General features: G+C 63.7%; 16 protein-coding genes. 9 read left to right on the top strand and 7 right to left on the bottom strand.

Annotated features, from left to right (window positions below):
• Positions 1-55 precede the first annotated feature (55 nt).
• A complete protein-coding gene (locus tag AAHM40_RS15665) occupies positions 56-1,390 on the bottom strand; it encodes a spinster family MFS transporter (RefSeq protein WP_342245468.1) in 1,335 nt (444 codons plus the stop codon).
• A gap of 284 nt (positions 1,391-1,674) precedes the next feature.
• Here AAHM40_RS15665 and AAHM40_RS15660 point away from each other — a divergent pair, with 284 nt between their 5' ends.
• A complete protein-coding gene (locus tag AAHM40_RS15660; protein WP_342245467.1) occupies positions 1,675-3,876 on the top strand; it encodes a putative bifunctional diguanylate cyclase/phosphodiesterase in 2,202 nt (733 codons plus the stop codon).
• A gap of 9 nt (positions 3,877-3,885) precedes the next feature.
• Here the strand turns inward: AAHM40_RS15660 and mnmH are convergent, their stop codons facing one another.
• The 4 genes from mnmH to AAHM40_RS15640 form a co-directional block, all read right to left on the bottom strand.
• Positions 3,886-4,992, bottom strand: coding sequence for a tRNA 2-selenouridine(34) synthase MnmH (gene mnmH, locus AAHM40_RS15655; protein WP_342245466.1), 1,107 nt, complete (start codon positions 4,990-4,992; stop codon positions 3,886-3,888).
• Complete coding sequence (gene selD / locus AAHM40_RS15650; RefSeq protein ID WP_342245465.1) at positions 4,992-6,026, bottom strand: selenide, water dikinase SelD; 1,035 nt, start codon at positions 6,024-6,026, stop codon at positions 4,992-4,994. The genes mnmH and selD overlap by 1 nt, the downstream gene beginning before the upstream one ends.
• A 145-nt stretch (positions 6,027-6,171) precedes the next feature.
• Complete coding sequence (locus AAHM40_RS15645; RefSeq protein ID WP_342245464.1) at positions 6,172-6,957, bottom strand: hydroxypyruvate isomerase family protein; 786 nt, start codon at positions 6,955-6,957, stop codon at positions 6,172-6,174.
• Positions 6,957-7,844, bottom strand: a complete 888-nt coding sequence (locus AAHM40_RS15640) for an NAD(P)-dependent oxidoreductase (protein ID WP_342245463.1) — start codon at positions 7,842-7,844, stop codon at positions 6,957-6,959. Before AAHM40_RS15640 ends, AAHM40_RS15645 begins: the two co-directional genes overlap by 1 nt.
• Before the next feature lie 125 nt (positions 7,845-7,969).
• Between AAHM40_RS15640 and AAHM40_RS15635 the strand changes: the two genes are divergently transcribed.
• Genes AAHM40_RS15635 through phnE form a run of 4 tightly spaced genes read left to right on the top strand, consistent with a single transcriptional unit; the run spans position 7,970 to position 11,206 of the window.
• Positions 7,970-8,821, top strand: coding sequence for a putative selenate ABC transporter substrate-binding protein (locus AAHM40_RS15635; RefSeq protein WP_342245462.1), 852 nt, complete (start codon positions 7,970-7,972; stop codon positions 8,819-8,821).
• The gene (locus AAHM40_RS15630; protein WP_342245461.1) at positions 8,818-9,624 is read left to right on the top strand and encodes a phosphonate ABC transporter ATP-binding protein; all 807 of its coding nucleotides are present in this window, start codon (positions 8,818-8,820) and stop codon (positions 9,622-9,624) included. Before AAHM40_RS15635 ends, AAHM40_RS15630 begins: the two co-directional genes overlap by 4 nt.
• Positions 9,618-10,445 (top strand): PhnE/PtxC family ABC transporter permease, encoded by an 828-nt coding sequence (locus tag AAHM40_RS15625; RefSeq protein WP_342245460.1) that lies wholly within the window; start codon positions 9,618-9,620, stop codon positions 10,443-10,445. Before AAHM40_RS15630 ends, AAHM40_RS15625 begins: the two co-directional genes overlap by 7 nt.
• On the top strand, positions 10,442-11,206 hold the full coding sequence (gene phnE, locus AAHM40_RS15620; RefSeq protein ID WP_342245459.1) for a phosphonate ABC transporter, permease protein PhnE: 765 nt from the start codon (positions 10,442-10,444) through the stop codon (positions 11,204-11,206). The genes AAHM40_RS15625 and phnE overlap by 4 nt, the downstream gene beginning before the upstream one ends.
• 146 nt (positions 11,207-11,352) lie before the next feature.
• Here phnE and AAHM40_RS15615 read toward each other — a convergent pair whose 3' ends face one another.
• Both AAHM40_RS15615 and AAHM40_RS15610 read right to left on the bottom strand, forming a co-directional pair.
• Entirely contained in the window at positions 11,353-11,721 is a 369-nt protein-coding gene (locus AAHM40_RS15615) for a DUF5064 family protein (protein WP_342245458.1), read from the bottom strand.
• Positions 11,722-11,868: 147 nt separating this feature from the next.
• Positions 11,869-12,186, bottom strand: a complete 318-nt coding sequence (locus AAHM40_RS15610; RefSeq protein ID WP_342245457.1) for a DUF2288 domain-containing protein — start codon at positions 12,184-12,186, stop codon at positions 11,869-11,871.
• A gap of 305 nt (positions 12,187-12,491) precedes the next feature.
• Here AAHM40_RS15610 and AAHM40_RS15605 point away from each other — a divergent pair, with 305 nt between their 5' ends.
• The 4 genes from AAHM40_RS15605 to livG all read left to right on the top strand — a co-directional run bounded on the left by AAHM40_RS15605 (position 12,492) and on the right by livG (position 16,669).
• Positions 12,492-13,613: a branched-chain amino acid ABC transporter substrate-binding protein gene (locus tag AAHM40_RS15605; RefSeq protein ID WP_179060861.1), complete on the top strand. Its 1,122-nt coding sequence runs from the start codon at positions 12,492-12,494 to the stop codon at positions 13,611-13,613.
• A 115-nt stretch (positions 13,614-13,728) separates the two neighbouring features.
• On the top strand, positions 13,729-14,652 hold the full coding sequence (gene livH, locus AAHM40_RS15600; RefSeq protein ID WP_280282430.1) for a high-affinity branched-chain amino acid ABC transporter permease LivH: 924 nt from the start codon (positions 13,729-13,731) through the stop codon (positions 14,650-14,652).
• On the top strand, positions 14,649-15,905 hold the full coding sequence (locus AAHM40_RS15595; RefSeq protein WP_028626685.1) for a high-affinity branched-chain amino acid ABC transporter permease LivM: 1,257 nt from the start codon (positions 14,649-14,651) through the stop codon (positions 15,903-15,905). Before livH ends, AAHM40_RS15595 begins: the two co-directional genes overlap by 4 nt.
• The gene (livG, locus tag AAHM40_RS15590) at positions 15,902-16,669 is read left to right on the top strand and encodes a high-affinity branched-chain amino acid ABC transporter ATP-binding protein LivG (RefSeq protein WP_028626684.1); all 768 of its coding nucleotides are present in this window, start codon (positions 15,902-15,904) and stop codon (positions 16,667-16,669) included. The genes AAHM40_RS15595 and livG overlap by 4 nt, the downstream gene beginning before the upstream one ends.
• Position 16,670 lies beyond the last annotated feature (1 nt).

The following is a 16,670-nucleotide window of genomic DNA, read 5'->3' as shown; positions in this document are numbered from 1 at the left end:
ACGCACCTCAAAAAAACGGCCTGCAATTGCGGGCCGTTTTACGTTCGGACGGCGATCAGGCTGCCGCTGCAGCCGCCGCCAGCCCTTCGCGCATGTTCGCCGCATCGCGCACGAAGCAACGCGCCGCCTGGAACAACGCCAGCATGGTCAGGGTCAGCGCTACCGGCACCAGGAACATGGCGTTGTGCAGGCCCACGGCCTTGAACGTCTCGTTCATCTCGCTCGCGCCGGCCGCCAGCATCGCCGCCTGGGAGTAGTGGTCCGACAGAAGCCCCACGACCACCGGGCCAAGCCCCCCGCCCAGCAGGTAGAGACCGGCGAAGAACAGCGCCATGGCGGTCGCCCGCAGGCGCGGCTCCACCACATCCTGGATGGCGGTGTAGACGCAGGTGTAGAAGTTGTAGGCGAACAGCCAACCCAGACTGAATATGGCAACGAACAGGCCAATCTCGATACGCCCGGCCAGCAGCGCATAGCCGGTGCAAACCGCCGCCACGAGCATGCTGAAGGCCGCCAGCAGAAGGCGGCCGCGCTCGGACTTCTGGTGCACCTTGTCCGCCACCCAGCCGCCCAGCGTCAGCCCCACCAGGCCGGTGAGGCCAGTGATGATGCCCGTGGCGATGGCTGCCTGCTCCAGCGGCATCAGGAAGTAGCGTTGCAGCATCGGCACCATGAAAGAGTTGGTGGCATAGGTGGCGAAGTTGTAAGTGAGGCCTGCGAGGGTCAGCCACCAGAAGGTGCGGATCGCCAGCACCCGGCGCAGCGGTTTGTCTACCGGCGTTGTGGATGACACCTTCACGGCTTCGGCGGCGCCGCGGGCAGGCTCCTTGATGAAGAACATGAAGAGCGCCAGGACCAGTCCCGGCACGGCGGCGATAAAGAACGGTGCACGCCAGCTGTCGAAGGCCTTGACCATGGCGCCGATAGTGAAGAAGGCCAGCACCAGGCCGAGTGGCAGACCGAGCATGAAGATGCCCATGGCGCGGGCGCGCTTGTGAGCGGGGAAAAGGTCGCCGATCAGCGAGTTGGCCGCTGGCGCGTAGCTGGCTTCACCAATGCCGACCCCCATGCGCACCAGCAGGAAGCTCCAGAAGTTCCAGGCCAGGCCGTTCACGGCCGTCAGGCCGCTCCAAACCGCAAGGCCCCAGCCCATGATCTTCTTTCGCGCGCCAGTATCGGCCATGCGCCCCAGCGGTACGCCGGCGACCGCGTAGACCAGCGTGAAAGCGGTTCCGATCAGGCCCAACTGGAAGTCGCTCAGGCTCCACTCATGACGCACCGGCTCGATGATGATGGCCGGGATGGTGCGGTCGAAGAAGTTGAACAGGTTCGCCAGGAACAGCAGAAAGAGCACGCGCCAGGCATTGGCTGCTTGAGGAGATTGCTGCATGAGTCGGTCTCGTTGTTGTTGTCAGGCCTCCGGGTAACCGCAAGCCGGGGTCGATACTGCAATCTAGAGGGTCCTGCCGACTACTGTCTGCGAAAATTAGTTTGATTTATGTAACCCGATGCGGCGGCGATGAAGGCCTGCCCCTGCCGACCATCCCCCACCGACGACCGTTCAGCGCCCAGGTACGGACGTCCAATCTAGGTCACCCACGCTGACTATACTGACGGCACTGTGCCAGCAACCCCCTCCCCCGAAGTCTAACCGTCTGCATGGGAATCCCCTCTATGGACTGGCTGGGCCTGCGTTTCGGTACTGCACTTCCCGCGGATGGCCAGATATTGCTGGCATGCACCCACAACAGCTGGCTTGTGCTGCTGGCCTTCCTCGTGGCCTCGGGTGCCAGCTACTGCGCGTTCGACATGGTCGAGCGGGTCGCACATGCCCAGCAGCCGGAAACCCGACGACGCTGGAGCTGGCTCGGCGCCGGCTGCCTGGGTGGCGGAATCTGGACGATGCACTTCATCGCCATGCTGGCCTTCGAGACACCGATCGCCATCGACTACGACATCCCCACCACTACGCTTTCCCTTCTGATCGTAATCGCCGCCTCATTGGTGGGCATGCACACCCTCGGCCGCTCCGAGGTCGAACCGCATCACTATATGGCTGCGGCGCTGGCCGTCGGCCTTGGCATCGCCCTCATGCACTTCTGCGGCATGGCCGCCATCCGCTCGGTGGCGACCCAGTACTACCACCCCGGCATGGTCTTCATCTCGGTAGGCGTCGCCATCGCTGCCAGCATGGCCGCCATGCTTCTGTCCACCTTCTTCCGCGAGCGCGGCGAAGGCCACCAACTGCTCAAGATCCCTGCCAGCCTGACCATGGGGGGCGCCATTTGCAGCATGCACTTCACCGGTATGCTGGCCCTGCAACTGGCGGTGCCGGAGGGCACCGAACTGTATCTGGAACCTGCGGACAATGCCGTACAGCTTGGTTCCAGCCTGGCGGTGATTGTCGGCATGGTGCTGCTTTTTGCCCTGGGCGTGGCCTGGGTCGACAAGAAACTGCAACGCAAGGAGCTCGACCTGCAGCATGTCAGCAACCTGCTGGGTGAACTCGAGCAGGTGAAGGTGAAACTGCAGAATGTTGCCCATTTCGACCCCTTGACCAACCTCCCCAACCGGCGCGCCTTCAACGAGTACTTCGTGGAAAAGCTGCAAACCCACGCCGAGCTCAAGCAGTCACTGGCGGTCATGTTCCTTGACGTCGACCACTTCAAGCGCATCAACGACAGCCTGGGCCACGACGCTGGCGATGAGTTGCTCAAGGTGGTGGCCGAACGGGTACGCAGCGTGCTGCGTCGCGAAGATGTGATCGCGCGGCTGGGAGGCGACGAATTCTGCGTGCTCGCCAGCCTGGACAACCTGATGGAGGCCAAGACCCTGTCCCAGCGCATCATGGAGCGCATGAAGGAACCCATCACCCTGGCCGGGCGCAACATCACCATGACTACCAGCATCGGCATCAGCGTCTACCCGGACGATGGCGAAACCTGCGAGGAACTGCTCAAGCATGCAGACCTCGCGCTCTACCAGGCCAAGAGCAGCGGACGCAATAACCTGCACTTCTTCAGCCGTCATCTGAAGAACAAGGCCACCTTCGAGCTGCAACTGGAAGAGGAACTGCACCTCGCGCTGGCCAAGGAACAGGGCCTGTACCTCAGTTACCAGCCGATCCTCGACCTGCACACTGGCCGGGTGGCCAAGCTGGAAGCACTGGTGCGCTGGCAGCACCCACAGCTCGGCCTGCTGCCGCCAGATCGTTTCATCGGCGTAGCCGAGGCCAACGGATTCATCGCCCAGCTGGACGCCTGGGTGCTGCGTCAAGCCTGTCGAGACCTGGCCAGCCTGGCCGCCCAGGGCTTTCCGGACCTGCGCGTTGCAGTCAACTGCTCGGCACTCAACCTCTGCCGCGACGAGTTGGCGGACGAAGTACAACGCGCCCTGCGGGAGAACGGCGTACGGCCGCAGCGGCTGGAGCTGGAAGTCACCGAAAATGCCCTGATGCACAACGTCAACCAGGCCCTGCACCTGCTGGAACGCATCCGCAATCTGGGCGTAAGCATCTCCATCGACGACTTCGGCACCGGCTACTCATCGCTTGCCTACCTGAAGCGCCTGCCCCTGGATACCCTGAAGATCGACCGTTCCTTCGTCATGGACATCCCCGACAGCCGTGCCGACATGGAGATCGTCCAGGCCATCATCGGCATGGCCCACACGCTGCACTTGCAGGTGGTGGCCGAAGGGGTGGAGACCCGCGAACAGCTGGACTTCCTGCGCGGCCATAGCTGCGACTACATCCAGGGCTATCTGCTCAGTCGTCCCCAGCCACTGGTCAGCATCGAAGAATTCCTGCGCCAACCCCACGGGCTGGGCAACAGCAATGTGCTGCCCTTGAGGCCGGTGGATACGAATCCGGCGTGAGGGGCTGAATCAGCCCCGCGCTGGCCGACGCTGCCGCAAGTACTCCAGCACCGCCGCCTGCTCCCCGGCGAACTCGATGCGCGACGCCTTGCTCTCACGCTGAAACGCGTACATGGGGTCGTAGTACTCGCGCAGCAGGCCTTCGATCCAGCCCCGGTGCAAGTCAACATTCCCGGTCGCTTGCTGCTCGACCAGGGCATGGTCCATCAGCGCCGTCATGCGCTGGTGGCGTTCGCCGCCCAGGCGCCGAACGATGTTGTCCAGGCTCTGGCGCAACCGTTCGGCGAAGCGCGTGAAGCCGTGCTCGTCGCCGTGGGTCGCGATGAACTCCGCGCACAGGTTCACCACGTAATCGCGCAGGATGCGCTCCACCCGGTCCTCGAAACTGTCGTCGAGCCAGACCAGCGGGAACGCTTGCATGCCCTGGTAAAGCTCCAGCGGAACCGAGCAACTGCCGACAATGCGCCCTTCGTCCTCCAGCACGAACTGTTCATGACCCGCTGCACGCTTCTTCAGGATGTCGATGGCCAGCGCGTTTTCGAAGTCGATCTGCGCCGGTTGCGGGGTTGCGCGCTTGCCGAAACTGGAACCGCGGTGGTTGGCGTGGCCTTCCAGGTCCAGGCCGTTAGCCAACTGGGCAATCACGTCGGTCTTGCCGGTACCGGTGAGGCCGCCGACCAGTACGAAGTCGCACTGGGTCACGGCATCCTGGGTGGTTTCCAGGAGGAAGGTCCGCATCGCCTTGTAGCCACCTTTCACGCGTGGATACTCGATGCCCGCTTCCGTCTTCAGCCATTGCTGGACCAGTTGTGAACGCAGCCCGCCACGGAAGCAGTAGAGATAGCCCTGGGGATTGGCGCGAGCGAAAGCAGCCCAAGCTTCGATGCGCTCCGCCTTGATGGCGCCGCTGACCAATTGGTGGCCAAGGGCGATGGCAGCTTCCTGGCCATGCTGTTTATAGCTGGTGCCCACCTTCTGCCGCTCGATGTCGGTCATCAGCGGCAGATTGACCGTATGCGGGAAGGCGCCCTTGACGAACTCCACCGGAGCGCGGGCGTCCATCATCGGCAGGTCATTGAGGAAGATGTCGCGGTAATTCGAGGTGTCCGGACGCATCAGAACACCTCGACCGCGAGACTCTGTCGCTCGTGCAGCTTGCCAATAGGTGCCAGCTGCAGGCCAAGCTCCTCGGCCACTGCGAGGAATTCCGCCTCCCCTTCCGGAGTCACCGCCACCAGCAGGCCGCCACTGGTCTGCGGATCGCAAAGCAGCAGCTTCTGCACCTCTGCCAAAGGTGCCAGGCGATCGCCGTAGCTATCGAAATTGCGCAGGGTGCCACCGGGCACGCAGCCCTGTTCCAGGTAGTACTCCACGCCAGGAAGGCTGGGCACCTTGGCGTACTCGACACGGGCGGTAAGGCCACTGCCGTCGGCCATCTCCACCAAATGGCCGAGCAGGCCGAAGCCGGTGACATCCGTCATCGCCTTGACCGCTGCCAGTTTGCCGAAGCGGCTGCCCGGCTTGTTCAGCGTGCACATCCAGTCGCGGGCCAGCCCTACATCGGCCTCGCGCAACTTGCCCTTCTTCTCGGCGGTGGTGAGGATGCCGATGCCCAGCGGCTTGGTCAGGTAGAGCTTGCAACCGGCGGTAGCGGTGTCGTTGCGCTTCATATTGCGTTTATCCACCACGCCAGTGACGGCCAAACCGAAGATCGGCTCGGGAGCATCGATGGAGTGTCCTCCGGCCAGCGGAATGCCCGCCTCATCGCACACCGAGCGGCCACCCCGAATCACTTCGCGAGCCACTTCCGGCGACAGCAGGTTGACCGGCCAGCCGAGAATGGCGATGGCCATCAGCGGGTCGCCGCCCATCGCGTAGATGTCGCTGATAGCGTTGGTCGCGGCAATGCGGCCGAAGTCATAGGGGTCGTCGACAATCGGCATGAAGAAGTCGGTGGTGGACACTACACCGCGCTCCTCGTCCAGGGCGTAGACCGCTGCGTCGTCCCTGGAGGCGTTGCCCACCCAGAGCTTAGGGTCGAGGTTCTGCGCGCCGCTGCCGGCGAGGATAACCTCCAGCACCTTGGGGGAAATCTTGCAGCCGCAGCCAGCGCCGTGGCTGTACTGGGTGAGGCGAATGGGGTCGGTCATGGTTCTCTCTACAAAGGGCGGATTGTTGTCCTGTAGGGGCGAAATCATTCGCCAAGCAGGCCAACGGCCTGCCCTGAAAATCTGTTGGGGTCGCTACGCGCCCCTTGGCGAATGAATTCGCCCCTACACAGTGATCTGCATCGATTCAGGCCAGCTTGGCCTTCCATTCCGGCAGCCAGCCGAGGGTATCGGCGGTCACACCGGCAGGCTTGTATTCAGCCCCCATCCAGCCGGGGTAATCGTCTTCCTGCAGGGCGTGCAGCGCCGGGCCGAAGTCGGTGTTGCCCGTGCCCGGTTCGCCACGACCGGGGCAGTCGGCGAACTGCACATGGCCGATACGGCCGGCCAGAAGGCGAATGCCCGCAGCTGCGTCTACGCCCTGGCGAGCCATGTGATAGAGGTCGTACTGGGCACTGAGGTTGGGATGATCCACGTCGCGCAGCAGCTCATCCAGTTGCTCCGGGGTGTTGATCAAGAAGCCCGGCATATCCAGCGGGTTGATCGCCTCGCAGACCACACCAATACGCAGTACGGCAAAGGCCTCGGCCGTCTTGCGCAGGTTAGCGGCCAGACAGGCCAGTGCCCGCTCCCGAGTCACACCGTCGACCTTGCGCCCAGCCAGCACATTGACGAAGCGCGGGCGGGTCATCGCGGCATAAGCCAGCGCCTGAGCCAAGGCATCGTCGAACTGCTCCTGGCGCTCTGGTACTGCAGCCAGACCCGGGCCACCTTCCATCAGGTCGCCGGCCGGCAGGTTGAACAGGATCAGCGGCAGGCCGGCCGCTTCCAGCACTTCCTTCATGCGGATAGCCGGCAACTCGTAGGGAAACTGCACCTCCACGCCATCGAAACCGGCGACGCGCGCAGCGATCACACGCTCGATCAACGGGCGGTCGGTGAACAGCAGGGACAGGTTGGCGGCGATCTTCATCAGTGATTCTCCCGGTACATTTCCACCAGCGTAGCCGGATCGCGCTCCAGATTGCCCTGGCTGCCGTGCAGACGCATCAGTTGCGCTGCCAGGCCGCTGAGGGGCGTCGCCGAGTCGTGCTCGCGGGACAGGCGCACGGCAGTGTCCAGGTCTTTCAGCAGCGTGCGCACATGCCATTTGATCGGCTCGAAATGGCTCTCAGCCATCTGCGGCGCGAGGATCTGCAGCGGCTTGGAGTCTGCGAAACCGCCGGCCAGCGCCGGGGCGATCAGACTGGCGTCCACCCCTGCCTTCTCGGCCAGGGCCACCACTTCGGCGATCACCAAGGCATTGCAGGCCACGATCATCTGGTTGCACACCTTGGTCACCTGCCCGGCACCTACCCCGCCCATGCGAGTCAGTCGCTGGCCCAGATGAGCGAGGATCGGCCGCACCCGTTCTACGTCGTCTTCATGGCCGCCGGCCATGATCGCCAGGGTGCCGGCCTCGGCGCCGGGGGTGCCGCCAGAGACGGGCGCATCCATCCAGCGCATACCGGTGCGGGCTTCAAGCTCCGCAGCCATCTCGCGGGTAGCAGCCGGTTCCAGGCTGGAAAAGTCCACCAGCAGTTGCCCGGGCTTCGCCCGTTCGACAATGCCGCCTTCTCCGAATACCACCTTGCGCACAACGCGGGTGTCAGCCAGGCAGAGCATCACGATATCCGCCTCGGCACAGAGTTCGGCCGGCGTCATCACACGGCGGGCGCCCTGTTCCAGCAGCGGCGCGCACTTTTCCGGGGAACGGTTCCACACGGTCAGCGGGAAGCCGGCAGCCAGCAGGCGGCGGGTCATGGGCAGGCCCATCAGGCCGATGCCGGCAAAGGCAATGGAAGGCAGGGGAGCGGTCATGCCGTAACTCCAGGCGGTTGGCGAAACGCACATCTTAACTGCCTGGTCAGCGAGATGAAGCTACCAAGCGGTCGTCCGATCACTATAATCCGCCTGCCTTTTCCGCTATTGAACCGGAGAATCCCATGTTCAAACGCTCCTTGGCCCTCGCGGCCGGCATCGCCCTGTCCCTGTCCGCCGTTGTTTCCCAAGCCGCCGAAACCTTGAAGGTGTCGGCCATTCCAGATGAAGCCCCTACCGAACTGCTGCGCAAATTCAAGCCCCTCGGCGCTTACCTCGAGCAGCAACTGGGCATGAAGGTCGAGTTCGTCCCCGTGGCCGACTACGCCGCGGTGGTTGAGTCCCTGGCGGCCGACCGTCTGGACATGGCGTGGCTCGGCGGCTTCACCTTCGTCCAGACCCGCCTGAAAACCGGCAATGCCGTTCCGCTGGTACAACGTGAGCAGGACGAGAAGTTCACCAGCAAATTCATCAGCGCCGATCCAGCGGTGAAGTCCCTGCAGGATCTCAAGGGCAAGACCTTCGCCTTCGGCTCGGTGTCTTCCACCTCCGGTAGCCTGATGCCGCGCTATTTCATGCAACAGGACGGCGTCGTGCCCGAGGAGTTCTTCTCTCGCGTCGCCTACTCCGGCGCCCACGACGCCACCGTGGCCTGGGTCCAGGCTGGCAAGGTAGATGGCGGCGTGCTCAACGCCAGCGTCTGGCAGAAGCTTGTGGATGCTGGCAAGGTCGACACCAACAAGGTGAAAGTCTTCGCCACCACCCCGACCTACTACGACTACAACTGGACCGTACGCGGCACCCTGGACCCGGCCCTGGCCGAGAAGATCAAGCAGGCCTTCCTCGCCCTCGACCCGGCCAACCCGGAACACAAGGCGATCCTCGACCTGCAAGCCGCTACCCGCTTCATCCCGACCAAGCCCGAGAACTACCAGGGCATCGAAGAAGCAGCACGCTCGGCCGGCCTGTTGAAGTGAGCCTGTCGCTACACGGCGTGGACCTGGTCCACGCCAACGGCCAGCCTGCCCTGCAGGCTATCGACCTGAGCGTCGGCAGCGGCGAACGGGTAGCCATCATCGGCCCTTCCGGTGCCGGCAAGACCAGCCTGCTGCGCCTGATCGCCACCAGCCTGAAACCCGCCACCGGGCAGTTCCAGTTGCTCGGTGCGGCGCCTTGGGCGCTCTCTGCGCGGGAGCGCCAGCGCCTTCGCTCGCGCATTGGACTCGTCCACCAGGCCCCTCCGATTCCTCCGCGCCAGCGGGTGGTCACCGCCGTTCTGGCCGGCAAGCTCGGCCAATGGTCCTTGGCCAAGGGATTGCTCAGTCTGCTGCACCCGCTGGACCGCACAGGCGCCCAAATGGCCCTTGCCCGCCTCGATCTCGCCGACAAGCTCTTCGAGCGCTGCGACCAACTCTCCGGTGGCCAGTTGCAGCGCGTAGGCATCGCCCGTGTGCTTTACCAGGCCCCGGAACTGATCCTCGCCGACGAACCGGTTTCGGCCATGGACCCGGTGCTGGCCGACCACACCCTCGGCGTGCTCTGCGCCGATGCCAGCCGCCGCGGCGTCACCCTGTTGGCCAGCTTGCACGCAGTGGAACTGGCACTGGCACACTTCCCGCGCATCGTGGGTGTGCGCGACGGGCGCATCGCCTTCGATCGCCCACGGGAGGCCGTTAGACAGGCCGACCTGGACGCCCTCTACGCCAACGAGCAATTACGCAGCGACGTGCCGTCCTCCCCCCCCGTAGCGGCCCCCGCGCTGCATATTCCACGATGCTGAGATCGGCGCCTCACGACCCTGCTGCGCTGCCCCGGCTGCTGCTGACCCTGCTGGCCGTGGCGCTGCTCTGGCCCGGCCTGAAGCTGAGCGAGCTGAACCCGGCGGTGCTGCTGGACGAAGGCAACGCCCGCACCATGGGGCAGTTTCTTTCCGCCTTCTGGCCGCCCGAGCACGGCGAGGAGTTTCTGCTTCTATTGGGCCGTGCCACCCTGGAGACGCTGGCCATCGCCACCGCCGGCATGAGCCTGGCGCTGCTGATCGCCGTGCCGGCCTCGCTCTGGGCCAGCCGCGCCCTGTCGCTCTCCGCCCTGCCCCTTGGCGGTCGTCCGGCCTGGTGGGCCCAGGCCCTGCGCTGGCCGGTGCGCGGCCTGCTGATCTTCCTGCGCAGCGTGCCGGAAATCGTCTGGGCGCTGCTCTTCGTCCGCGCTGTGGGCCTGGGTCCCACCGCCGGGGTCTTGGCCATCGCCATCACCTACAGCGGCATGCTGGGTAAGGTCTATGCGGAAATCTTCGAGTCCGTCGACCCGCGCCCCACCCGCGCCCTGCTCACCGCCGGCAGCCCGCGCCTGGCCGCATTCGCCTATGGCGTGCTGCCCAGCGCGGCGGCGGAGATGATTTCCTACACCGTCTATCGCTGGGAATGCGCAGTGCGCGCCTCGGTCGTAATGGGTTTCGTCGGCGCAGGCGGACTCGGTCAGCAGATGGACCTGTCCATGCGCATGTTCGCCGGCGGTGAAGTCGCCAGCATGCTGCTGACCTTCCTTGCCCTGGTGCTGTTGGCCGACCAGCTCAGCCGCTTCCTGCGCGGGAGGTTCGCATGAGGGCGGGCAACATTCTGGTGATTCTTGCCCTGCTGGCGGCCGCGGCCGCTTCGTTTATCTGGCTGGGCATCGACCTGGGTGCGTTGGTCAGTGGCGACGCCCTGCAGCAGATGGGCAGCTACGCGGCGCGCTTCCTCCAGCCGGACTTCTCCAGCCCCCACCTCAGGGCCATCGGCTGGGGCGCCCTGGAGACCCTCGCCATGTCGGCACTCGGCACCCTGCTGGCGGCGCTATTGGGCCTGCTCATCGCCCTGCCAGCAGCTGGCCGCTTCGGCAATATGGCCCAAGGCGCGGCCCGTCTGCTGCTCAACGCCCTGCGCGCCGTGCCCGAGCTGGTATGGGCAGCCCTGATGGTGCTGGCCGCGGGCCTCGGGCCCAATGCCGGTACCCTGGCACTGGCCCTGCACACCGCAGGGGTACTGGGTCGCCTCTTCGCCGAGGCCCTGGAGAACACCCCGCCGGAACCCGCCGAAGCCATCCGTATCAATGGCGGTGGGCGCGTTGCGGCGTTCTGCTATGGCACCCTGCCAGCCGTATGGCCGCAACTGGTGGCCTACATGCTCTATCGCTGGGAGAACAATATCCGCATGGCCAGCGTGCTCGGCTTCGTCGGCGCCGGAGGCCTGGGGCAGATGCTCTACGTGAGCCTCAGTCTGTTCCAGGAAGCGCAGGCATCCAGCGTGATCCTAGCCATGCTGGTCCTGGTATTGGGCGTGGATGCCCTGAGTGGCTGGATGCGCCAGCGTTGGGTCAGCGCGTAGGTGGTCGTTGGGTATCGCTTCGCTCTACGCCAACCTACAGCTGACTTCGCCGTCGTAGGATGCGGTTAAGCGAAGCGATACCCATCGTTTCAGATTGGCCGGGCAGAAAGGTGGAAACCACGCTGTGGCCTCCACCGGGACAAAGGTCAGAGGCCGTCCTTCTCCAGATGGTCGAAGTTCACCGCCTCGCCGGGCTCGGCGCCAAGCACGCGGCGGATATCTTCGAAGATCAGGTCGTACTCTTTGTGATTACGCATGATCAGGGTGCTGTTGGGATGGAGCCCATTCTTCGTCGCAACCTTGGAAACCACGCTGGCGAAGTTGAATGCCGTGTCGCGGTGCATCTCGAACTCTTCCTCGAAATGCTTACCATCTATGTCGCCCACCATGCGGAAGTGCAGCATGGTGCCCTCCTTGGGATTAGGACGAGCTTCGTAATAAAGGTCGATGGAGAACTCCTGCTGCCCCGGAATACCGGGGATGTTGGCCCGGTGTACATGGCCTGGTTCGAACATGATGGCACTCCCTGTGGATATCAAAGAGAAGTAGAAGGTGGCTTGAGTCTAGCTCGCCCCACCGATTTCGCCGCTGCCCCTGACCAGTGCAGAACCGGGCATGCGGCACACTCCTGGAGCCCTTCCCTGGGCTCCATCCGCGCTCCGTCAGTGACGGGTCGGCGCTTCGCCCCGCTCCTGGATCAGAACCCAGGGGGCTACCACCACTGCCCAGAGCTTCGGATCGCGGGCCAGCAGGTCCTGGGCACGGTCTTCCTCCACCTTGCTGAGCTTGCCGGCGGCCAGGAATGCCGCGACCTGTGCCTTGTCGTCTTCGGCCACGGCCAGGGCAACGGCCACCAGATCTTCGGCGCCATCGACCCAGAGCAGCGCGCCACGGGCGAAGAAGGGCTGTAGCTCTTCCCAGGTAATGGCGGCGGTTTCGCCGAGCAGCTTGGCATAGAGGGTGCTAGCGTTATCGTTCATGGCTTGTTTTGTGTTGGTTGGTAACGAATGGATTGGGGGGGGCGCAATGATAGCGTCGAGCAACATTCAGACAAGCACGCCTTGACGACGCCAGCTACACCCGAGACACGCCGTATTTCTATACGTTTGTTTCGATTAAGCGACACAAGATCATTCCGCCATCAAAACCCGACTTTTCAAGCCGCAAATCAGCAATCTACACTGTTCCGGTACAGTTGCCGGGGGGTGTTGGCGGGGTGCAATTCCCTGTCCCGTAGCTTCGGCAATCAGGACAACAACAATGAAAAACACAAGAGTGGAGCACTATGAATAAGGCTACCAAGCAGATTTCCAAACTGTTCGCCGCCATGGCTCTCGCCGGTGTCGCCAGCTACTCCGTAGCAGCTGACACCATCAAGATCGCCCTGGCTGGCCCGGTGACCGGTGCGGTTGCCCAGTACGGCGAGATGCAGTTCATCGGCGCCAAGATGGCGATCGAGCAGATCAACAAGGCCGGCGGGGTGAACGGCGCTCAGCTCGAAGGCGTGGTTTATGACGACGCTTGTGATCCGAAACAGGCTGTTGCCGTAGCCAACAAGATCGTCAACGACGGTATCCACTACGTCGTAGGCCACCTCTGCTCCAGCTCCACCCAGCCCGCGTCCGACATCTATGAAGACGAAGGCATCCTGATGATCACCGCGGCTTCCACCAGCCCGGACATCACCTCCCGTGGCTACCAGCTGGTGTTCCGCACCATCGGCCTGGACAGCCTGCAAGGCCCGACCGCCGGCAACTTCATCGCCGATCACATCAAGCCGAAGACCGTTGCCGTCATCCACGACAAGCAGCAGTACGGCGAAGGCATCGCCACTGCCGTGAAGCAGACCCTGGAAAGCAAAGGCGTGAAAGTCGCCCTGTTCGAAGGCATCAACGCCGGCGACAAGGACTTCTCCACCATCGTTTCCAAGCTGAAGCAGGCTGGCGTGGACTTCGTCTACTACGGCGGCTACCACCCGGAACTCGGCCTGCTGCTGCGCCAGTCGGCTGAAAAGGGCCTGAAAGTACGCTTCATGGGTCCGGAAGGCGTAGGCAACAAAGAGCTGTCCGCCATTGCTGGCCCGGCTTCCGAAGGCCTGCTGGTCACCCTGCCGAAGTCGTTCGACCAGGATCCGAAGAACCAGGCCCTGGTAGACGCGTTCAAGGCCAAGAACGAAGACCCGAGCGGTCCGTTCGTGTTCCCGGCCTACGCTGCCGTTCAAGTCATCGCCGAAGGCATCAAGAAAGCCGGCGAAGACGACACCGCCAAGGTAGCTGCCGCCCTGCGCGCCAACTCCTTCGCTACCCCGACCGGCAACCTGGCCTTCGACGAGAAGGGCGATCTGAAGGACTTCAGCTTCGTGGTGTACGAGTGGCACAAGGACGGCACCAAAACCGAAGCTAAATAAGCTTCCCGCCTGAACGCAAAGCCCACTGCTTCGGCAGTGGGCTTTGTTTATCCGTGTTTTACGGGCTCCGCTGCGCCACAAGCGCCGCTTTTCGTGATGCCCGAGGAGTTAGGGAATGCCTGATCTCTACCACTATCTGCAACAGCTGGTTAACGGGCTTACCGTTGGCAGCACCTATGCCCTGATCGCCATCGGCTACACCATGGTCTACGGCATCATCGGCATGATCAACTTCGCCCACGGCGAGGTTTACATGATTGGCTCGTACGTAGCCTTCATCGTGATTGCCGGGCTCACCATGCTCGGTCTGGAAAGCCTTCCGATCGTTATCGTCGCGGCATTCGCTGCGAGCATCATCGTTGCAAGTGCTTACGGTTACAGCATCGAACGGGTCGCCTATCGTCCGCTTCGCGGCAGCAACCGCCTGATCCCGCTGATCTCCGCGATCGGCATGTCGATCTTCCTGCAGAACGAAGTCCTGCTGACTCAGGATTCCAAGGACAAGGCAATCCCGAACCTTATCCCGGGCAACTTCGTGTTCGGCGAGAGCACCATGAATGGCGTGGTGATCTCCTACATGCAGATCCTGATCTTCGTGGTCACTTTCCTGGTCATGTACGGCCTCACGATGTTCATTTCGCGTTCGCGCCTGGGCCGTGCCTGCCGCGCCTGTGCCGAAGACATCCGCATGGCCAACCTGCTGGGCATCAACACCAACAACATCATCGCCCTGACCTTCGTCATCGGTGCCACCCTGGCCGCCGTGGCCGCGGTGCTGCTGGGCATGCAATACGGCGTGATCAACCCGCACATCGGCTTCCTCGCCGGTATCAAGGCCTTCACCGCAGCCGTGCTCGGCGGCATCGGCAGTATTCCGGGTGCCATGCTCGGCGGCCTGGTGCTGGGCGTAGCCGAAGCCTTCGGCGCCGACCTCTTCGGCGACCAGTACAAGGACGTCGTGGCCTTCAGCCTGCTGGTTCTGGTCCTGTTGTTCCGGCCGACCGGCATCCTTGGCCGTCCGGAGGTAGAGAAGGTATGAACACTCGACTCAAAACGGCGTTCTTCAGCGCCCTTCTGGTGCTGGCCGTCGCCTACCCCATCCTCGGCCTGAAACTCAGCGTCGTCGGCGTGGGCCTGGTGGTCACCGGTGCCGACACCCCCACCCTGCTGGCCATCGCGGCGTGCGCCGTGGCCATGTTCTTCTGGCAACTGATGCGTGAAAAAGTCCAGGGTGCCTGGGCTTCCGCGCCCAAGCTGCCCGGCATGTCGAAGGGCACCGCGAACTTCCTGACCCTGCCCTCGACCCAGCGCTGGTTCATCCTCGGCCTGATCGTGCTGGCCCTGGTCTGGCCGTTCTTCGGCTCCCGCGGCGCCGTGGACATCGCCACGCTGATCCTGATCTACGTGATGCTCGGCCTTGGCCTGAACATCGTGGTCGGCCTGGCGGGCCTGCTGGACCTGGGTTACGTCGGCTTCTACGCCGTCGGCGCCTACAGCTATGCCCTGCTCTCGCACTACTACGGCCTGGGTTTCTGGGTGTGCCTGCCGATCGCCGGCCTGATGGCGGCTTTCTTCGGCTTCATCCTCGGCTTCCCGGTGCTGCGCCTGCGCGGTGACTACCTGGCCATCGTGACCCTCGGCTTCGGCGAGATCATTCGTATCCTGCTGCGCAACATGACCGAGCTGACCGGCGGCCCCAACGGCATCAGTAACATCGACAAGCCAACCCTGTTCGGCCTGTCGTTCGAGCGCCGTGCCGAAGAAGGCCTGCAGACCTTCCACGAATACTTCGGTTTCGCCTACAACTCGGTGAACAAGGTGGTCTTCCTCTACCTGATCGCCCTGCTGCTGGTGCTGCTGACCCTGTTCGTAATCAACCGCCTGCTGCGCATGCCGCTGGGCCGCGCCTGGGAAGCCCTGCGCGAAGACGAGATTGCCTGCCGCGCGCTGGGCATGAACCCCACCGTGATCAAGCTCTCCGCCTTTACCCTGGGCGCCTGCTTCGCGGGCTTTGCCGGCAGCTTCTTCGCCGCGCGCCAGGGCCTGGTGACGCCTGAGTCCTTCACCTTCATCGAGTCGGCGACCATCCTCGCCATCGTCGTGCTGGGTGGCCTGGGCTCCCAGTTGGGCGTAATCCTCGCGGCCATCGTGATGATCCTGCTCCCCGAACTCATGCGTGAGTTCAGCGAGTACCGGATGCTCATGTTCGGCGCTCTGATGGTGCTGATGATGATCTGGCGCCCGCAAGGTCTGCTGCCGATGCAACGTCCCCACCTGGAGCTGAAACAATGAGCCGCCCGATTCTCGAAGTAAGCGGTCTCACCATGCGCTTCGGCGGTCTGCTGGCCGTCAACGGGGTGGGGCTGACCGTACAGGAAAAACAAGTCGTCTCCATGATCGGCCCGAACGGCGCCGGCAAGACCACCGTGTTCAACTGCCTGACCGGCTTCTACCAGCCGACCTCCGGCAGCATCCGTCTGGATGGCGAGCAGATCGAAGCCCTGCCGGGCCACAAGATCGCCCGCAAAGGCGTGGTGCGGACCTTCCAGAACGTCCGTCTGTTCAAGGAAATGACCGCGGTGGAAAACCTGCTGGTCGCCCAGCACCGCCACCTCAACACCAACTTCCTCGCCGGCCTGCTGAAGACTCCGGGCTTCCGCAAAAGCGAACGCGAGGCCATGGACTACGCCGCCCACTGGCTGGAAAAGGTCAACCTCACCGAAGTTGCCAACCGCCCGGCCGGCACCCTCGCCTACGGTCAGCAACGCCGCCTGGAAATCGCCCGCTGCATGATGACCCGCCCGCGCATCCTCATGCTCGACGAGCCGGCCGCCGGCCTCAACCCGCGTGAGACCGACGACCTCAAGGCGCTGATCGCCATGCTGCGTAACGAGCACAACGTGACCGTGCTGCTGATCGAGCACGACATGAAGCTGGTGATGAGCATTTCCGACCACATTTATGTGATCAACCAGGGCACCCCCCTGGCCGACGGCACGCCGGAGCAGATCCGCAACAACCCCGACGTGATCAAAGCCTATCTGGGGGAGGCCTGAA

The sequence above is a fragment of the Pseudomonas sp. OTU5201 genome, assembly GCF_038440135.1.
GTDB classification, from domain to species: domain Bacteria; phylum Pseudomonadota; class Gammaproteobacteria; order Pseudomonadales; family Pseudomonadaceae; genus Metapseudomonas; species Metapseudomonas resinovorans.
The sequence above is the reverse complement of the archived record's forward strand: the minus strand, read 5'-3'. Positions and strand labels throughout refer to the sequence as shown.